Source organism: Methanococcoides sp. LMO-2 (assembly GCF_038432375.1).
GTDB lineage: Archaea > Halobacteriota > Methanosarcinia > Methanosarcinales > Methanosarcinaceae > Methanococcoides > Methanococcoides cohabitans.
Map to the genome: position 1 here is coordinate 346,762 of NZ_JBCAUS010000006.1, position 18,616 is coordinate 365,377.

Consider the following 18,616-nt stretch of genomic DNA (forward strand, 5'->3'; position numbering starts at 1 on the left):
ACCCAAAACCTATTTATGCATTCTTCCAGTGTCCTTCTACGATGTCAAAACCTGTTTATCTCGGAAAACTGCTTCTCCACTGGTGCAGCCATTGCAATGTGCCTGTGCTCGGAAAAAAATGCAGCTGTGGCGAAACCACAAAAAAGGTAGAGGTAACTCCCCCTGGCGACATACGCCCGGCATTCCAGTATGATATCGACCATATCAATGCTGTTTCAATGAAACAGTTCAATGCACCCCTTATACCGGAAGGACACCTTGTCGTGCTGAACAAAGCACCATACGATGACAGGATGGAAGAGATCATCGTGGACGGGGAAGTCCTTGGAAGCATCCGTTTTGAGATAGACAAGCTCGAGTGGGTACTCCTGCCAAGACTACCCGGTGCAAGGCGTCTTTTCGAAGGAAAGGACCTGAAGGAGATGAAAGGATGGGTAGTACTGGACAGCGGTGCCGTGAGCTTCATATTAAAGGGAGCAAGCGTCCTGGCACCGGGTATCGTTGATGCTGACCCGGAAATACAGGTTTCCGATGAGACCGTGGTACTCACACCGGAAGGAGACATCATAGCAGCCGGACGCGCAAGGATGCAAGGCAGCGATATGCTGGAGCACAAGCGTGGCGTCGGTGTCAAGACCCGCTGGAAAGGCAAGCCTGAAAAACTGAACGTTCCGGAAGGCGGCCAGACCTGGGACGACGCCGTAGAGGCAAACTCAAAGATACTCGAGCGTTTTGAAGAAAAAGCTCATTCATTTATCAAGAACGTAAAAGAGACCGTCAAAAAACCGGTAACTATCTCATATTCAGGTGGCAAGGACAGCCTCGCAGTACTACAGCTTGCAAGCGAGTGCCTGGAAGATTTCGACCTCATGTTCGTTGATACCGGACTGGAGTTCCCGGAAACCGTCGAGAACGTCGAAGAGATAGTCAAATTATACAACAAACCCATCAAGACGAAAGCTGCAAAGGAAGCGTTCTGGGAATCCGTGGACAGTTTCGGACCACCTTCCGTTGAAGCCCGCTGGTGCTGCAAGGTCTGCAAGCTCGGGCCGATCACGCAGATAATAGAAGAGAACTACGAGAACGGATGTCTCACTTTCATCGGCCAGAGAAAGTACGAGTCCGATGCCAGGGCAAAGAGCGAACGCGTCTGGAAGAACCCCTGGGTGGGAAACCAGGTGGGAGCATCACCGATCCAGGACTGGACAGCGATGCACATCTGGCTCTACATATTCAAGACCGGAGTGCCATACAATGTGATGTATGAGCGAGGTTTTGACAGGATCGGATGCTGGCTGTGCCCGTCCTCATCACTGGCAGACCTGTTCCGTCTAAAGGAAACCCACCCACAGATGGAAAAACGGCTTAATGACTACCTCCTGGCATACGCCGAGCGCATGGGACTCTCAAAGGAATGGGTGGACCACGGACTATGGAGATGGCAGAACCTGCCGCCTGCCATTGCAGAAGTGGCAAAACAAAAAGGGATCAATATCATACCAAAGAGCAAAGTAAAGGGAGACCTGAACTTTGCCGTAACCTCCGGATACAGGCCATGCCGTGAAGGCGGAATGTCTGCAGAGGGCAGTTTCGGGATCGCACTGGACCTGGAGCTTATCGAGACCACCGGCCAGCTCCGTGCTGCCGGGAAGCCTGCCTATATAGAAGGCGTGGCCTCAGTACAGAATGAAGATGACCGTGCACAGATATTCGCCTCGGGAACAATTACTGCAAGAGGCAATGACGAAAAGAGTGCACGCAAGTTCATGACCAACGTGGAAAGGTCTATCAGGCGTGCCCTGAAATGCATGGGCTGTGGCGTCTGTGTGGGACAATGCCCCAATAACTGCATCACCATCAGTAATGACAAAGCAGTCATTGGAAAGACATGCATCCATTGTGGCGCTTGTATCGATATCTGTCCGGTTGTGAAATTTGGATGATGAAAAGAACAGATGGCCTGAACTGGCCGACCAGAACATTTATACATAATATATAACTACCTAACTTGGTGATTTTTTGGTAAAAAGAGCACTGCTGAGCGTCTCTGACAAAACTGGGATCGTAGAGTTTGCAAGAGGACTCGAGCAACTGAACATAGAGATCATATCTACCGGCGGAACTGCCAGAATGCTTCGCGAAGCAGGCATCGAGACCATCGATGTCTCAGAAGTGACCGGTTTTCCTGAAATGATGGGAGGTCGTGTGAAGACCTTGCATCCAAGAATACACGGCGGGCTTTTGTGCCTGAGAGAAGATGCTTCACACATGGGAGAAGCGGAAAAAGAATCCATCGAACTTATCGACATGGTAGCGGTCAACCTCTACCCATTCGAGATCACGGTCTCGAAAGATGGAGTGAACCTCGAAGAAGCTATCGAGAACATCGACATTGGCGGACCTACTTTACTGAGATCTGCAGCAAAGAACTATGCTGCTGTCACAGTAGTATGTGACCCTGAAGATTACGGACACATCCTCAAGGAACTAAGGTCAACAGGCGTTGTTTCTGACCAGACAAAGGAAAAGCTTGCAGTCAAGGCATTCCGCCACACTGCAAACTACGACAGCACCATTGACACATACCTTAGCAAAACACTTCTTGGAGAAGATGTCCTTCGCATGAACTTCACCGATGGCGTCAAGCTCCGCTATGGTGAGAACTGGCATCAGGAAGCAACATACTATAAAGAGAAAGGAATAGAAGGACCTTCACTCTCAAATGCAAAGCAGCTTCATGGAAAGGAGCTCTCATACAACAACTATGTTGATGCCGATAATGCACTCCAGACCATCAAAGAGGTAGGAAATCAGAACCCTGCCGTAGCTATTGTCAAGCACAACAACCCCTGCGGACTTGCAACAGGCAGCACACTTTGTGAGGCATTGCAGCACGCATGGGACGGTGACCCCATCTCTGCCTTTGGCAGCATAATCTGTACAAACACTGTGTTCGACATGGAATCCGCACAGTACCTCAAAGGCAAATTTGTTGAGATCATACTTGCGCCGGGATTCGAGCACGATGCTCTTGAATACCTGAAAGAGAAGAGCGCAAACCTTCGTCTGCTTGAGCTTCCACAATTCAATGAGAGCTTTGACACGGAATACACCTACAAGTATGTTGTCGGTGGAATGCTGAAACAGCAGAGAAATGTTGGCCTCTATGAGAAATGGGAATGTGTCACAGATGCACCATACCCTGAAGAGAAGCGCGGACTATCCGAGTTCTGTATCGCAGCATGTAAGAGCACGAAGTCAAACTCCGTGACCCTTGCATATGAGTACAAGGACGGATGCTACGTGATGCTTTCAATGGGTGCAGGACAGCCAAACCGCGTTGATTCCATCCGCAAGCTTGCAACCACTAAAGCAAGAGAGAACCTTGAACTGATCTACGAGAGGGAAAAACCTGACATGTCCTTTGATGAGTACTGGGAATCAGTGCTTTCCGAATGTGTTATGGCATCAGATGCTTTCTTCCCATTCGACGACAGCATTGTTCATGCAGATGAAAGCAACATCAAGTACATCATATCACCAGGCGGATCTATCAGGGATGAAGAAGTCATAGCAACCGCAAATCGCCTGGACATTTCCATGGTCTTCACAGGAATGAGACACTTCCTGCATTAAAAAAAGAAGAATGCATGCTCAAGTGTGCATTCTCCACACTATTTTTATATAATTAATTTCATTTTAATAACATATAGTTTAAAAGCATTCAATCTATGCTATTTGTATTTCAGTTGAAATATAACAACTCTATGAAATAAATTGGAATATTCAGTATCAGTCGAAGTAATAAGCAAATTTGGTAACAGCGTTAACATTGCAATATAGTTGCTGCTCCGCCAAATCGTTTATATACGATTGCCCAAACTATATATACAAGTGATGCCATTTCCACCTTGGAGTTGATGCAACTGAAATCAACAGGACTATTGAGTGTTCTAACATTTTCCGAAAAACGAAAGGACCTATTGTTCCTTTTAGAGGAAGGACCCCGGTCATTATCCCAGATAAGGGAACATTTCGACGTAAGCTCCCCGGAGATTTCACCCCGATTGAAAGAAATGGAAGCTGCAAACCTTATCTGTAAGGATGAAAAAGAGTATCATATAACACCCATTGGAAAAGTTGCAGCAAAATACCTGAAACCACTGGTCAATACACTTGAATCAATAGAGAAGAACGAGGATTTCTGGAAAGATCATATCCTTGAAGGCATTCCACAGCATCTCCTGGAAAGGATAAGTGAACTTGGCGAATGTATCGTACACGAGGAAGGCCTTGAGAACATATACGACTCACACAAGAAATTTCTTGACAACATAGCCAGATCAGAGGAAGTCTGTGGCGTATCCTCAATTTTCATACCAATATACCCTGAGTTCTTTGCAAACCTGGCAAAGAACAATGTACCTACGTCCTTAATACTAACCAGGAATGTATTTGAAAAAGTAAAGAATGAATATACCGAAACGATGCAGGCATATCTGGATTCGGACAATACAAGACTATATCTTATCGAATCCGCAAAGGTTGCATTCGTCACAACTGACGACTTCTTTTCCCTTTCACTCTTTTTCAAGAACGGTACATACGACCCACAGAGAGATCTCATGGGAACCGGAAATACAATTTCAAGCTGGGGAAAAGACCTCTTTGAACATTATAAGAAAGAGGCCAGGGAGATCACATCCCTGTAAATGCTCTCAGACCTACAATCATACCGGATTCCCCATCCACAACAAAGAGGCGTTTGTGCATCCTGCTCTTCGACTCATTTTCCGTAGGAACCGTGAACCTGTAGATGCATACCATCCCTGCAATGAAACTGTAGACCAAAATCATAGGCTCATGAGCGATTGTCCCGGAAAGTATCAGAAGTCCCAGAAGGGAATGAGAGAAAAGATGCATACCCAAAAGCAGGTCGCGAGTTCTCTGCGGACCAAGGCTTACAGGAAGGGTCTTGATACCTGCAAGAGCATCGCCTTTGATATCTTTGAAATCATAGACTGAAGAGTTTACGAAAAGTTTGATGCCAAAGAAAAGGAAAACTACTATCACCGGCAGGATGCTCTCCGCATACCAGCCTGCAATACCGGCAATGAATGCACCCCATGTTATGCCAACAACAAGATTCTTGACACCAAGGCCACCTTTAAGTTTCAAATGGAATTTACCGACCTTAAGCCCTTTACTGTAGAGATAACCGGTAACAAGAGGAAGAAATGCCAGGAAAAGAAGTCCGTCAAGGAATAGAAGATATGCACCTGCCAGAAATGCAAGTAAGCAAACAAAGAGTACTATTTTAGTTCTTGCACCTTTAAGCTCGGACCTGTTAACAGCATCTTCCTCAGAATCAAGCGCACGGTCCAGGGTGTACACAGCATACACAACAAGACCACCTGCTATGCAGGAGAGAATATTGAATTGCATCTGAAGCAGAAGGAAAGCAAGATAGATCCTTAAAGCTCCGGATACTGAGACCAGAGTGGAACTATTCAAAAGATGCAGTGTCGGCCACAGCCCTGAAATATCAGGCAGTTCCAGGAAGCTGCTCTTGTTGTTGTTTTTCGGATAGCTCAACTGATTTGTGGAAATAACTGTTTTTTCAGCCATGAGTATAAAAGTAGCACACTTGATGATATTATTAAAGTGAAATAGGATTATACCATTGGACTAACTTTGTCCATTGGACTAAATAATACCAAATCACTAATATATACACCTCATAAAATAAGTACTGGTTGTATATACACTCCGAATGAAACAATTGGAGAGAATACTAACAAACAGAAAAAACGAGGAGTTCAGAGAGATTTACCTGAAACAAATATCCCGGAACTCAAGAGGCTGAAATATGAATTACCAGTACACTGTAATGTACACACCTGATGAAAGATACACTGATGGTTGCCAGCAGATTGATCCAGTGAACCCCTTAGAAGAATATACCAACCTGAGAGATATGTGGAAACTAAAGATAATGGATACGCAATAGGAGCCAGAAGGCACTCTTAAGACAAATGTGAACTTATCTTTAGGAAAAGATACGCATTACTGGACTGATACCAACGGCCTGAACATATTCATTAGATCCTGTTACAGGGAGGCAGAAAGATGTTCAAGAGAAAGCATAAGCAGGTTCATTTCAGGAATATTCATGCAGGAATTCCCCGACATGGAACCTGAAAATGCCAGATCTTTTGGTAATGATCTTGCAGAGGAGATCATAGGATCCGGCAATATTGAGATGGGAGATGGAAAAAACAGGAGAATTAAAATTGAATGGTCCTCCATGGCACTTGTTTTCCTCTACAATGAAACAAGGTCTGACGAAGCAATACCCATATCGATAGATGACCGATACTACAACATCAGTAAAAAGAGATAAATACGGAACTGTTTTATAAGGTGTTTTCTTTCTCACCACCAAAATTCTTCGAGGAAAACACCAATGAACGCCAGAGCCCGGATGCTTGGAGAAGAGAGCATCTCAAAGGTCCTATTCAAACTTTCAGTGCCTGCAACCATAGGAATGGTAGTACAGGCACTATACAATCTTGTGGACACTATATTTGTCGGAAGGGCACTGGGACCTGAAAGTGTTCAGGGGATTGCAGGAATTACGATAGCATTCCCGATCCAGATGATAATAATGGGAGTTGCCCTTACCATTGGTATCGGAAGTGCTTCCATAATATCGAGAAGTCTTGGTGCAAAGGACTACAGACGTGCCGATATTGCCCTGGGGAATGCGATCTCCACAATATTGATACTAAGCACACTTGTCACAGTACTTGGAAGCATTTACATCGTGCCACTGTTGAAACTCTTCGGCGCTACTGAGACGATCCTCCCCTTTGCATATGACTATACGAGAATAATCCTTTATGGAACCCTTGTTTTTGCATTCTCAATGACTGTCAACAACATCGTACGTGCTGAGGGAAACGCAAAGGTTGCCATGCTGACGATGGTCATTTCTGCAGGGTTGAACATCATACTTGACCCCATATTCATTTTCGGACTTGGCATGGGAATAAAAGGGGCTGCTATCGCCACCGTGATATCACAGGCTGTTAGTGCCATCTATCTGACGCATTATTTCAGCAGCGGAATGAGCAGCCTGAACTTCCATGCAGGCGACCTCGTCCCCCACCCGGATGTATTCATGGAGACCATATCCATCGGAGCATCCTCCTTTGCAAGGAGTGCATCAGGAAGCCTGATGATAATTGTAATAAACAATGCACTGGCGATCTATGGCGGAGATATACCGATCGCTGTCTTTGGTGTTGTCAACCGCCTGTTCATGTTCACATTCATGCCAATGATAGGAATCGTACAGGGACTGCAACCGATCGTCGGTTTCAATTACGGTGCAAAAAACTTTGATAGGGTCGTCAGCTCAACCGCCCTTGCCATCAAGGTTACCACCGTAATATCAATTGCGGGTTTCATGCTGCTGTTCCTATTCCCATCCCAGTTGTTCAGTATATTTACCACGGATCAGCAGTTGATCGATGCAGGCAGATCCGCCACACGCATCATGGTGCTCGCAGTGCCTTTTGTGGGGTTCCAGATAGTAGGAGCATCCATCTACCAGACACTGGGAAAAGCCAGACCCGCATTTTTCCTATCCATAAGCCGCCAGGTACTTTTCCTCATACCCCTGGTCCTGATACTGCCACAGTTCTTCCAGTTATACGGAGTATGGATAGCATTCCCGATATCCGATGGCCTCTCATTCCTCGTGACCTTTGTAATGCTTGCAAAGGAGTACAGCGCCTTCAAAGCAATCAATGCCTGAACTATAAAAGAGAGATCCAGAGGATCATTTCTTGCTGTTGTCCCACCACATCCTGACACGCGTGGTCTCGCCCAGGTGCAGGATAGAACCATCCTCGTTCTGAGGCAGGATCGTTTCCAGATATTCCCTCAGTATCTGCAGTTTTTCAGGAGTGTATGCCCTGTAATGAGGAATGTAGTGTTTCACAGCATCCTCAAGTGAAGAAAAGGTCATACTTCGCTCTAAAGGAAACACGTTCATGTTGGGATAGATGCCCATATCGTAGAGAACATTGTACATGATGTTGCACTTGGGAGAGCTGTGATATTCCTGGTTGTGAAGAGCAGGCCATATTGCACTGTACTGATCATCCCAGGAAGTCTCTCCTGCGAACCAGTAAACATAGACATGACCGCTGGAAACTGCCTGGATCTTCTCAAATGCCTGCCTGATATCAGGAACACTCAGCGAATAGGAAGCAATTACAACATCGAAGTCGTCGCCGACCTCTTCAAGATCGATCTCTTCCCATCCCTTGTGTATGCACCTTATGTTGTCGATGTTCATCGAATCGATGTTCTCCTCCAGAACAGAGAACATTCCTTCAGAAGGCTCTACTGCAACTACTTCTCTGACACGCTCGGATATCGGGATCGCAAGTGCCCCGGGACCTGCACCAATATCAAGAACCCGCGAATCCGGCGTGAGCTCGATCTCCTTCAGAGTCTGCTCCACCCGTGCAGCACCTTTGTTGCGGGACATCTCCCAATACCTTCGGGCACTTTCCTTTGTACCCCAGATATCCACCTTTTCTGAAGATCCGTCAATTTCGTTGTAGAGCCTCATCTGCTCTTTCCAAACCTCGTTCCAGTCGATGTCCCTGATATTCATGAACAGGAATACGAAGGAACTTCTAAAAAAGATTATGCCTCAAAAAATGAGGATCCCACAATCAGAAAATTGGCAATATTAAAGAAGAAAAGAAAAAAGAAAGTTCAATGAACTTCTTTTCCTTTGTTAAAACTGTTTCATTTGCCCCCTGATCAGAGCTTTTCAGCGATCTGGACAGCGTTCAGGGCAGCGCCCTTGAGAATCTGGTCACCGCAAACGAAGAACTCAAGACCGTGATCACCGAACACGAGGTTCTGCCTGATCCTGCCGACCTCAACGTCGTACTTCTTGGTGGCAGTCAGCGGCATAGGGTAGACATTGTTCTCAATGTCATCCTTCAGTTCAATGCCCTCGGTCTCGCCCAGAAGCTTCTTTGCATCCTCCGGAGAGATCGGCTTTTCGGTTTCTATCACGATGCTTTCACCGTGGACCCTCATTGTGGGGATCCTTACACAGGTACAGCTGATTGCCATATCAGGTTCACTGAAGATCTTCCTGGTCTCCCAGACGACCTTCATTTCCTCACGGGTGTAATCGTTGTCCTGGAAACTGTCGATGTGAGGAATGGTGTTAAAAGCAATTGGGTGAGCAAACACCTCATTCTTTACTTCCTTGCCATCCAAGTAATTCTTTGTCTCCTCTGTCAGTTCGCTCATTCCTGCAGCGCCAGCTCCACTGGTAGCCTGATAGGTGCTGATAATGACCTTTTTCAGACCATACTCCCTGTGCAGGTTGTACAGGGGAATTGCTGCAATTGCGGTTGTGCAGTTAGGATTTGCGATGAGCTTTGACTCACCGATGGCATCGGTATTGATCTCAGGAACCACCAGTGGCACTTCATCATCATACCTGAACGCACTGCTGTTGTCGACCACATAGCAGCCTGCATCTGTTGCCTTTTTGGCGTTCGCCTTACTCCAGCCACCGCTGATAGCAAAGAATGCGATGTCAAGCTCTGAATAATCTGTATGATCCGCATTTTCAATGGTTATCACACCAGAGGGCGTCTCGATCGTCTTGCCTGCGCTTCTCTCTGATGCAAAAAGTCTCAGACTTTCCATTGGGAACTTCCTGTCATGAAGTACTTCGATGATTTCCCTGCCCACCGCACCGGTGGCGCCCATAATTCCTACCTTGTAACTCATTTTGATCATCCGTTGATTGCTGGGAGCCCATGAAAACCCCGATCTTGTCGATTCCAGCATTTGTGTTATTGAAATAGTACGACTTTACTTCCGGAAGAACAATGCTCCCGTATATATTTGCAACTCCACTTGCAAGTTTGGCTCTTGCTATATACCATACATATAGAAATATCCTGTCCTCGCTCTCATTTGAATATTGTGATACATAATGACACAGTGAGCCTGATGATGGCGAAAATCAAATAAAAACCTTGCTAATTCAAACCAATGATCAAATAATAAAAAAATTAGTTCTAAAAGTAAAAATTAGGGCTTGCCCATAAAGTCCTCTTGACCACAAAGTAGTACGTTTGACCATAAACTCAAGAAATCAGCAACGTCCAATGCCTTTGATTTTTTAAAAATTGGACAAAATTCAAGCTTTTTTGACAAGGAACACAGCATCCGTATTTATATAAAAATTTGAAGAAAAATTGTAGCTTCTGATTTTTTTGACCATAAAGTCAAATTTTGACTATAAATTCTCTCTGTCATATGTGCGGCAACAGTTTATGGATTGAACTATTCATTTTGTCCGAAAAATGATTCAAATAGATGCAAAGTTGTTGATGTTTTCCCATAGATATGACCAAACCAGGATCACATCCAGTTGACAAAGGTCGGTTAGCTCCCACTCTTATATTCTACATTTTTTTAAGCAAATGCGCTATTGGTTCAACATCTATATCCACACAGTTAACATATTTGTCCGATGTATTCATATACTTCCAACTAAAATATATTGTCAATGTTGGGGAGTTGTTATAGATGCAAGTGAAATCACATCACATTTTTTACATTGTAATGGCAATTGGTTTTTTAACTATGGTCTCAGGTAGTGCTGCGGCAGATACGATTAATGTTGACGATAGTGGGAGTGCAAATTATACTACCATACAGGCAGCAATTGACGCTGCAAACAATGGTGATACAGTTCTTGTTTATCCTGGAATCTATATTGAAAATGTAGATGTGAATAAAGAACTAACAATAACATCTCTGTCTGGAAATCCAAATGATACCGTTGTTCAGGCTGCGGATCAAACCAAGCACGTGTTCAATGTTACTTCAAACAATGTAACTATCGAGGGATTCGAAATTACGGGGGAATTATGGAAACAAGGCATCCATCGATTAGGGATTTGTCTATGTGGGGTTGAATGGTGCAACATTAACAATAATTCGCTATCAGGAAACAGAAGAGGTATCCTATTAACAACATCTAGCAGCAACAATATTGTTTTTAATAACAGTATTTTGTTCAGCGATAGTGGAATTTTATGTGGGGGTAATAACAACATAATAAAAAACAACCTTGCATTAGAAAATGGAGTCGGTATCAATGTACGTGGAAGTCACAACAACATAACAAGTAATGTTGCATCGAACAATTTTATAGGCGTTATGGTAATTGATTGTAATAATAACACCATTAGCAGCAATGTCGTTGAGAGAAACAATGGCAGACACGGAATAGAAATCTCATTTGCTACTAACATTTTATTGTATAACAATAGCTTGAAGTCAAACAAAAATGAGGGGATATGTCTTGATTTTTCAGATAATAATACCATAGAAAAGAATAATATCTCCTTTAGTGGAACAGACGGTGTCTTTTTGTTGATTTCAAACTACAATGTTTTGAATAATAATACCATCATGAATAATTCAAATCATGGAATAGCTTTGAAAGATTGTGACAACACAATTCTTTCTAATAATAATGTAAATTCAAACAATGGAGATGGGATCCATATATGGGAAAAAGGATCCGAGATTGATTATGACGCTATTTTTGCATGGGGAGGTTCAATTGGTAACATTTTGATTGATAACATTGTTTCAAAAAATGCAGGTTATGGGATATACATTGGAAATTTCAGTGTAAACAATACCTTAGACAATAATACTGTGGATTCTAATGGTAAAGATGACATTCATATCACTGATTTAGAAAATAATATAATTGATACCCCCTCTCAGAAAGTTCCATATCCTGGTTTAATATTAATAATCGTGGTGTTTTTAGTTGCGTATTTGTGTAGGAGAAACAGTTCAAAATAACTGTTTTTTGGGTTCTGAGATAAACCTACTCTATCTGCAACAAGGCCAACAGGAAAATCAAGAGTATGCACATGCATAATCTTGTTCCTATTTTGTTCGTTTATTTTTATTTAAAAACTCCCATTTCAAAAAATTCGTTGGTTTATCATTTTTTAGTTGCGACACATCAATGAAGTCTTAATCTCAAATATTACAATCAAATTTATGATTTTTGTTCATTCGAGAATAGGAAATGATTTGCTGGCACGTGATTTGACTACAAAGTAGGCTACTTGACTATAAAGTAGGGTATTTGCCCACAATGTAGGGGACTTTATGGGCAAGCCCATATTCCAATTTAACATTTAATTGCCCACATACTAATTATTTTTAATATTATGTAACATATTTTCATATGGGTGTCTAAAGAAGAAGGTGAGAAGATCAAAACAACAGGCAAAATAATAATTCTCGTAGCCATTTAGTGTTTGGTGTATTTGTTAATTGCATCCCCTCTGCTCATACCACATATAGTCGCTGGACCTCCAGCTCCTTTTTTTGTAGTCGAGAACCATGATGTTTATGACCATAATGTGGTCATTGATGTATCAGATTCACATAATACATCCATAATGTCAGAAACTTATAAACTAGAATCCAATAGTGAAATTGTTCGAAAAAGACCCTTGGGATTGAGGTTGCCACTATCAAAAGGCGAGTTTGCGTTTAATGTCACTGTGGATAACAAAACCATGGGAACATATAATGTAGAAATACCACACCGATATACAATGGTCGAGATAAAGCTATATTATGAAGATTATACTGGAAATATGACTCTAATCACAGTAGAAGCGGTGGGAGTTGACTAATCATCTTAGATAGGTCTACTTGAAAAACATCTCTGATAGTTCAACACATTTTTGTCCAACTACACGTTTTTTCGGACAAAAACGGTATTTTTCGGTCAAACCGAATACTATATAGTTTTGCAAGAATCTTCTAAACATTTAATCCACTACTTTTTGAGTTGCGGCAACCTTTACGAAATTGTAACATTCTATATTTTAAAATTAAAGCTATGATTTTGGCTATGCAAATGGGCGGAAATAGCTTGCCGACATGCGATTTGACCACAAAGTAGGTTATTTGACTATAAAGTAAGGTAGTTGACCACAATGTAGGGGACTTTATGGGCAAGCCCTAAAAATTAGTTTATTTTAAATAAGATGAAGTCTACAGTAAGATTCCGTGTGCCTAATTGGATCGAAGGTACAGGAGTTACAACAAATGGATAATTCAAGAAAAGTATAGATGAACCGTGCCTGCTGGATATTGCTGGCACTTTTCGTCATATTTACAGCAACTACATTAACTGCATCCGCTGCAACCGTGGATGAAAACACGCAGGCAATTGCTGATCTGGAAGCAGCACTTACATTTGTCTGGCTGCTGGTTGCAGGAGCAATAGTGTTCCTGATGCATGCAGGATTCTCATTGGTAGAGGTCGGGCTTACACGGTCCAAGAACACTGCCAATATCCTAATGAAGAATTTCATGACCATCTGTCTTGGCATTCTGGTATACTGGGCAGTGGGATGGGGTATCATGTATGGCGCCGATGCAGCAGGTCTGATAGGCATCGACCAGTTCTTCCTCAAAGGAGCTGACAACGCACTCTGGAACAGCTGGTGGTTCCAGATGGTCTTCGCAGCAACCGGAGCAACCATTGTATCAGGAGCAATGGCAGAGAGAACTGACCTGAAAGCTTACCTGCTATACACCATCGTACTTGTAGCATTTATTTACCCCGTATACGGACACTGGGTCTGGAGCGGTGCTGACAAAGCCCTTCTCTCAGGTGCTGAAAGCCCGATCGTAAAGATCGTCGGAGTGGGATTCCACGACTTTGCAGGATCAGGAGTTGTACACTCAATTGGAGGATATGCAGCTCTTGCGGGAGTTATGCTTGTAGGTGCCAGGATCGGTAAGTTCAGGAATGGAAAACCGGTAGCTATTCCGGGCCACAACCTTACATTCGCATTCCTCGGCACCCTTATCCTGGCAGTCGGATGGATAGGTTTCAACGGAGGAAGTACACTTGACGGTAATGATGCATACATGAACCTCGTGATCGCAAACACATTCATATCAGCAGCTGCCGGTGCAGTGACCGTGATGATGATCACATGGATCAAGAACGGCAAACCGGACCCCTCACTTACTGCGAACGGCCTTCTTGCAGGTCTTGTGGCCATCACAGCACCATGCGGCTCGGTCAGCAACTGGGCAGCACTGGTAATAGGACTTGTAGGAGGTATTGTAGTCTACAAAGGTGTGATGTTCAATGAGAATATACTGAAGCTGGACGACCCTGTGGGTGCAATTGCAGTACACGGTTACGCAGGTAGCTGGGGACTGTTGGCAGTAGGAATATTCTCAATAGGAATGGGCAACGGCATCCTTTCCGATGCAGCATATGCAGCAGAAGGTGTCGGACTGATCTACGGAGGCTACGGACAATTCGTTATTCAGTTCGTAGGCATGGTCCTGAGCATCATATGGGGATTCGGGATCTCCTATATTGTGTTCAAAATGATCGATCTGATAGTCAGGATCCGTGTACCAGCAGGAGATGAGATCGCAGGTCTTGATCAAGTAGAACACGGCATCAGGGCATACCCCGAGTATGTACTAAACAGAGAGGAGGCCTGATAATATGCAGAAGATAGAAGCCATCATAAGGCCCACGAAAATACATGATGTTAAGGCTGCACTGGAGAATGCAAAATTCGAGAGTATGACCATAACAGATGTCACCGGACGTGGGAAACAGAGAGGAATGGTCCATCAGTGGAGAGGACGTGAGTATTGTGTAGACCTGCTGCCCAAGATCAAGGTAGAGATCGTGGTCCCGGAAGCAAAGGTGGATGAAGTTGTCGATATAATCATGGAGAACGCTTCAACCGACGAAGTTGGAGACGGGAAGATCTTCATATACCCGGTCGAAAGGGTCATCCGGATACGAACAGGTGAGACAGACGGGGACGCACTCTAAAGTGCACCCCAGTTCTTATTTTTTACTTCCTTTCCTTTTCTTTTTTCCGAGGATTTGTTTCTGAGCAGAAGCTGAATAAGTCCTCACAAAATCCGTGCATTTAATTATCATCAGGACATTTTATCCCACATGAAATTCACAAAGAGACCACTTCTATTGATGATACTGGACGGATGGGGATACTCCCCTGAAGACAAAGGGAATGCCATCGCTCTGGCCAATACCGCTAACCTTGACAGGCTGGTAGAAGAGTATCCTGACACACTCCTCACTGCCTCCGGAGAGGCTGTCGGACTGCCTGAAGGGCAGATGGGTAATTCCGAAGTAGGACACCTCAACATCGGAGCAGGACGTGTTGTCTACCAGGACCTCACCCGTATCAACAGGGATATTGCCAACGGCGATCTCTTTAAGAATCCTGTATTGCTGGAAGCCATAAACAATGCAAAGGAAAAACGTTCAGACCTGCATTTGATGGGACTTTTTTCTTACGGCGGCGTCCACAGCCACATGAACCACATGCGTGCCTTGATCGAGTTTGCGAAGAACGAAGGACTTGACAGGATATACATACACACATTCCTCGACGGTCGTGATGTTCCGCCAAGGGCAGCCCTTGATGACATGAAAGAGCATGTGAAATTCTGCGAATCCACAGGATGTGCAAAGACAGCGACCGTTTCCGGCAGGTATTATGCCATGGACAGGGACAAACGCTGGGACCGGACGCAGCTGGCGTATGATGCACTCACACAGGGAATCGGGTTCAAAGCAGATGATCCCGTATCCGCTGTATCAGACGGTTATGAAAGAGGCGAGGATGACGAGTTCATCAAACCTACGGTAATTGTCGATGAGAATGGAGAACCTGTTGCCACTGTAAAAGACAACGATTCTGTGATCTTCTTCAACTTCAGGCCTGACCGTGCAAGACAGCTTACATACGCATTCGTCAACGATGATTTCGATGGATTCGAACGCAAGGTACACCCTGATGTCCATTACGTCTGTATGACCGAATATGACGAGAAGCTCACTGTGCCCATTGCATTCCCTCCTGAGGAACTTAAGAACACACTGGGAGAAGTGCTCAGCAAGGGAGGTGTCAAGCAGTTACGCATTGCGGAAACCGAAAAATATGCCCATGTGACCTTCTTCTTCAACGGCGGAGTGGAAAAGCAGAACGAAGGCGAGGAAAGATGCATGATACCTTCCCCGAAGGTCGCCACCTATGACCTCAAACCTGAGATGAGCGCATACGAGGTCACCGAGGAACTGATCAAGAGGATCGATTCCGATGCTTATGACGTGATCGTACTGAACCTGGCTAACATGGACATGGTAGGCCACACAGGAATAATGGAAGCTGCAATCAAGGCAGTGGAAACCGTTGACGATTGTGTCGGAAAGATCGTCGAGCACCTGCTGGAAAAAGGCGGAGAGACCATGATCATGGCAGACCATGGAAATGCTGAAAAGATGATCGATTACTGCACACCGGAAGGGTGTGTCCACACTGCACATACAAGCAATCCTGTACGCTTTGTGTACGTAACAAAGGAGAAGGGGATCTCACTTTCAAAAGGCAGCCTCCCGGATGTGTCACCAACCATCCTGAATGTCCTGGGAATAGAGCAGCCGGAAGAGATGACAGGACACTCACTGATCAAAAAATAAGGATATTAAAAACTGGCAGGAAACTGCCATTCTTATATCAGAACCACTGGTCAAGCGTACTCTGTCCGCCACCCATGTTAGCTTCAAGGCGGTCGAGTGCCTTATTGACCCGGTCTTCAGAGAAATCGTGGCCTTTGCAAAGGAAAGCAATAACTCCGGCACGGTCCGGTTTGATCCATTTTAGCTCATAATCGTCGGTCACCGGCGGGTTCAGGAAAAACTCTTTTTTAGAATCAAGCTCCTCTATCTCCTTTCCGGTCTCAGACAGGACGATTTCGATACTGCCGTGCTCCTTCACAAGCTTGAGGGCCCTTTTCGGGCCGATGTTCTCAAGGCCGGGATTGTAATCAGTACCAATGCACATAGCAATATCGATAAGCTGTGAACGTGTAACACCAAGTTCTTCAAGGCTCTCCTCAAGGGAGATCATCTCAGGCTTAACGTCCACATAGATGTTCTTGCGAGGAAGTTTCCTCTTGCCGGTTATCGTAAGGTTCCGTATAACAGAAGGCGCACCAAACAGCAGAGAATCGTAGTCCTGGGAGCCGATATAATCCGCATCCCCTTTACGCACCATATAAGCAGCCTGTGCCTCTCCCTCGGAAGGAGCTCTCACATAAGGGATGCCCATCAGCTCAATGAGCCTGATCGAGTCCTCTATGATATCTTTCGTCACCTTTGACGAGGCCTGTGCATATTTATATGCCTCCTCCTCCAGACCCTGTGCCTTTGCATCTTCCCATTTTGCACTGGCATTCTCACGGATCTCATGCCGCTTCTCAAGTGTTCCCGATTTGAACTCGGGAGGCTTTCCGTCAAAAACAAACACTGGTTTGACACCGCTCTCAATGAGGTTTGTGAAGCGATAGAGGATACCTGAAAGGTGCGATGTTACCTGCCCGCTCGAATCCTTCAAAGGAGTGCCGTCACGTTGCCTGATTATGCTCAGGAACTGGTAAAGTGTATTGTAGGCATCGATAGCAACTACCTTGTTTGAAAGCTCAGCTATCTCAACAGTATGTTTTTGAAGAAGATCACCAATATCTGTGCCCATGTTACCCTGGAATTAAAAAGAGATCAGTTGTTTCCTGAAAAATCTTCGTTGACATTGATCCGCACGTCTATTACAGAATCATCATGTGCGTTGATCTTGCCAACCTTAAGGATATTCCCGACACGGTCGAGAACTGTTGTTTTGGTAATTTCCACCTGATGCACATCGTCACCATTACCGTTCTTATGTACGATGAGTAGCTCCTGACCACAAACAGGACCTTTACCAACCTTAGATACAAGATTCTTGACAACCTGCTCAAATTCAGAGTATATTAAGACCTCTGAATATTTCCCAGCTTTCTTGATTATACCAATCGGTTCTAAATTAATGCGCATGTACGCAATCCCCTGTAAAGTAACAGTTCATGAATATAATATGAAAGTCTTTCAACCTGATAAAGACAACATAATACGACCACATTAATATGCTTTACGGCATCTGTCGATTTTAAACCCGGTTGATACGATTTCTGGTCAGGCTGAAATCGGATGAGAATACCGAAAGGAGAGAACAGGAACATAGATAGAAAAAGGAAGGCAGAAAAGAGAATAATAGAAAAGCAGGAGATTACCGATATGTTCTCCTGTTCACGGTATCCATTGCCTCATCTACTACTGAAATTACTTCGTTCATCTTCTTGTCCATTGAACTTTCAATGCTCTGCACGTTTATGCGAAGAGAACGTTCTTTCTCATCCAGTGCCTTTTCGATCTTGCGGAGCCTGATGTCCACAGAAAGGATCATAGCAGCCAGTGCACCCACCAGTACAATAGCAGACAATATGATCAGGGAGTTTGCCGGACTATACTTGAACCTACCCAACCACTCATAGGTAAGAACAAAGGACGATACGATCATAACGAGTGAAAATACAATGTCCCGGGTATCCATCATTTTACCTCATT

16 protein-coding genes are annotated in these 18,616 nt (G+C 44.4%); 10 read left to right on the forward strand and 6 right to left on the reverse strand.

The features are described 5' to 3' along the window. The first annotated feature begins 41 nt into the window (after positions 1-41). The 3 genes from WOA13_RS09340 to WOA13_RS09350 all read left to right on the forward strand — a co-directional run bounded on the left by WOA13_RS09340 (position 42) and on the right by WOA13_RS09350 (position 4,712). The gene (locus tag WOA13_RS09340; RefSeq protein ID WP_342127628.1) at positions 42-1,943 is read left to right on the forward strand and encodes a phosphoadenosine phosphosulfate reductase domain-containing protein; all 1,902 of its coding nucleotides are present in this window, start codon (positions 42-44) and stop codon (positions 1,941-1,943) included. A 76-nt stretch (positions 1,944-2,019) separates the two neighbouring features. Then, positions 2,020-3,636, forward strand: a complete 1,617-nt coding sequence (purH, locus tag WOA13_RS09345; protein ID WP_342127629.1) for a bifunctional phosphoribosylaminoimidazolecarboxamide formyltransferase/IMP cyclohydrolase — start codon at positions 2,020-2,022, stop codon at positions 3,634-3,636. A 284-nt stretch (positions 3,637-3,920) separates the two neighbouring features. Continuing rightward, on the forward strand, positions 3,921-4,712 hold the full coding sequence (locus WOA13_RS09350) for a helix-turn-helix transcriptional regulator (protein WP_342127630.1): 792 nt from the start codon (positions 3,921-3,923) through the stop codon (positions 4,710-4,712). On the opposite strand, the gene WOA13_RS09355 is transcribed toward WOA13_RS09350, so the two are convergent. Next, complete coding sequence (locus tag WOA13_RS09355; RefSeq protein WP_342127631.1) at positions 4,699-5,628, reverse strand: UbiA family prenyltransferase; 930 nt, start codon at positions 5,626-5,628, stop codon at positions 4,699-4,701. The two genes, WOA13_RS09350 and WOA13_RS09355, sit on opposite strands and share 14 nt — an antisense overlap. A gap of 409 nt (positions 5,629-6,037) precedes the next feature. Between WOA13_RS09355 and WOA13_RS09360 the strand changes: the two genes are divergently transcribed. Both WOA13_RS09360 and WOA13_RS09365 read left to right on the forward strand, forming a co-directional pair. Next, entirely contained in the window at positions 6,038-6,403 is a 366-nt protein-coding gene (locus WOA13_RS09360) for a hypothetical protein (protein ID WP_342127632.1), read from the forward strand. A 63-nt stretch (positions 6,404-6,466) separates the two neighbouring features. Next, positions 6,467-7,822 (forward strand): MATE family efflux transporter, encoded by a 1,356-nt coding sequence (locus WOA13_RS09365; protein WP_342127633.1) that lies wholly within the window; start codon positions 6,467-6,469, stop codon positions 7,820-7,822. Between the two features lie 24 nt (positions 7,823-7,846). On the opposite strand, the gene WOA13_RS09370 is transcribed toward WOA13_RS09365, so the two are convergent. Next, a complete protein-coding gene (locus WOA13_RS09370) occupies positions 7,847-8,692 on the reverse strand; it encodes a class I SAM-dependent methyltransferase (protein ID WP_342127634.1) in 846 nt (281 codons plus the stop codon). A gap of 152 nt (positions 8,693-8,844) precedes the next feature. Next, positions 8,845-9,837, reverse strand: a complete 993-nt coding sequence (locus WOA13_RS09375; RefSeq protein WP_342127635.1) for an aspartate-semialdehyde dehydrogenase — start codon at positions 9,835-9,837, stop codon at positions 8,845-8,847. Between the two features lie 807 nt (positions 9,838-10,644). On the opposite strand from WOA13_RS09375, the gene WOA13_RS09380 reads away from it, so the two are divergent. The 5 genes from WOA13_RS09380 to gpmI all read left to right on the forward strand — a co-directional run bounded on the left by WOA13_RS09380 (position 10,645) and on the right by gpmI (position 16,654). After that, the gene (locus tag WOA13_RS09380; RefSeq protein ID WP_342127636.1) at positions 10,645-11,940 is read left to right on the forward strand and encodes a right-handed parallel beta-helix repeat-containing protein; all 1,296 of its coding nucleotides are present in this window, start codon (positions 10,645-10,647) and stop codon (positions 11,938-11,940) included. Between the two features lie 476 nt (positions 11,941-12,416). Then, the gene (locus WOA13_RS09385) at positions 12,417-12,791 is read left to right on the forward strand and encodes a hypothetical protein (RefSeq protein ID WP_342127637.1); all 375 of its coding nucleotides are present in this window, start codon (positions 12,417-12,419) and stop codon (positions 12,789-12,791) included. 442 nt (positions 12,792-13,233) lie between these two features. Further along, the gene (locus WOA13_RS09390) at positions 13,234-14,634 is read left to right on the forward strand and encodes an ammonium transporter (protein ID WP_342127638.1); all 1,401 of its coding nucleotides are present in this window, start codon (positions 13,234-13,236) and stop codon (positions 14,632-14,634) included. Positions 14,635-14,638: 4 nt separating this feature from the next. Beyond that, entirely contained in the window at positions 14,639-14,977 is a 339-nt protein-coding gene (locus WOA13_RS09395) for a P-II family nitrogen regulator (protein ID WP_342127639.1), read from the forward strand. A gap of 129 nt (positions 14,978-15,106) precedes the next feature. Next, positions 15,107-16,654 (forward strand): 2,3-bisphosphoglycerate-independent phosphoglycerate mutase, encoded by a 1,548-nt coding sequence (gpmI, locus tag WOA13_RS09400; protein ID WP_342127640.1) that lies wholly within the window; start codon positions 15,107-15,109, stop codon positions 16,652-16,654. A gap of 37 nt (positions 16,655-16,691) precedes the next feature. On the opposite strand, the gene fen is transcribed toward gpmI, so the two are convergent. From fen to WOA13_RS09415, 3 genes are all read right to left on the reverse strand, one after another. After that, the gene (fen, locus tag WOA13_RS09405) at positions 16,692-17,708 is read right to left on the reverse strand and encodes a flap endonuclease-1 (RefSeq protein WP_342127641.1); all 1,017 of its coding nucleotides are present in this window, start codon (positions 17,706-17,708) and stop codon (positions 16,692-16,694) included. Positions 17,709-17,731: 23 nt separating this feature from the next. Further along, positions 17,732-18,046 carry a hypothetical protein gene (locus WOA13_RS09410; RefSeq protein WP_048204432.1) on the reverse strand — a complete coding sequence of 105 codons (315 nt, stop codon included), beginning with the start codon at positions 18,044-18,046 and terminating at the stop codon, positions 17,732-17,734. Between the two features lie 232 nt (positions 18,047-18,278). Further along, positions 18,279-18,605 (reverse strand): hypothetical protein, encoded by a 327-nt coding sequence (locus tag WOA13_RS09415; RefSeq protein WP_342127642.1) that lies wholly within the window; start codon positions 18,603-18,605, stop codon positions 18,279-18,281. Positions 18,606-18,616: the final 11 nt, after the last annotated feature.

What these genes read in the sequence shown, in the direction of transcription:
- WOA13_RS09340 (WP_342127628.1), top strand. Translation starts at nt 42, where the DNA reads ATGTCAAAACCTGTTTATCTCGGAAAACTGCTTCTCCACTGGTGCAGC.
- WOA13_RS09350 (WP_342127630.1), top strand. Translation starts at nt 3,921, where the DNA reads ATGCAACTGAAATCAACAGGACTATTGAGTGTTCTAACATTTTCCGAA.
- WOA13_RS09355 (WP_342127631.1), bottom strand. Translation starts at nt 5,628, where the DNA reads ATGGCTGAAAAAACAGTTATTTCCACAAATCAGTTGAGCTATCCGAAA.
- WOA13_RS09365 (WP_342127633.1), top strand. Translation starts at nt 6,467, where the DNA reads ATGAACGCCAGAGCCCGGATGCTTGGAGAAGAGAGCATCTCAAAGGTC.
- WOA13_RS09370 (WP_342127634.1), bottom strand. Translation starts at nt 8,692, where the DNA reads ATGAATATCAGGGACATCGACTGGAACGAGGTTTGGAAAGAGCAGATG.
- WOA13_RS09375 (WP_342127635.1), bottom strand. Translation starts at nt 9,837, where the DNA reads ATGAGTTACAAGGTAGGAATTATGGGCGCCACCGGTGCGGTGGGCAGG.
- WOA13_RS09380 (WP_342127636.1), top strand. Translation starts at nt 10,645, where the DNA reads ATGCAAGTGAAATCACATCACATTTTTTACATTGTAATGGCAATTGGT.
- WOA13_RS09390 (WP_342127638.1), top strand. Translation starts at nt 13,234, where the DNA reads ATGAACCGTGCCTGCTGGATATTGCTGGCACTTTTCGTCATATTTACA.
- WOA13_RS09395 (WP_342127639.1), top strand. Translation starts at nt 14,639, where the DNA reads ATGCAGAAGATAGAAGCCATCATAAGGCCCACGAAAATACATGATGTT.
- gpmI (WP_342127640.1), top strand. Translation starts at nt 15,107, where the DNA reads ATGAAATTCACAAAGAGACCACTTCTATTGATGATACTGGACGGATGG.
- fen (WP_342127641.1), bottom strand. Translation starts at nt 17,708, where the DNA reads ATGGGCACAGATATTGGTGATCTTCTTCAAAAACATACTGTTGAGATA.
- WOA13_RS09410 (WP_048204432.1), bottom strand. Translation starts at nt 18,046, where the DNA reads ATGCGCATTAATTTAGAACCGATTGGTATAATCAAGAAAGCTGGGAAA.
- WOA13_RS09415 (WP_342127642.1), bottom strand. Translation starts at nt 18,605, where the DNA reads ATGATGGATACCCGGGACATTGTATTTTCACTCGTTATGATCGTATCG.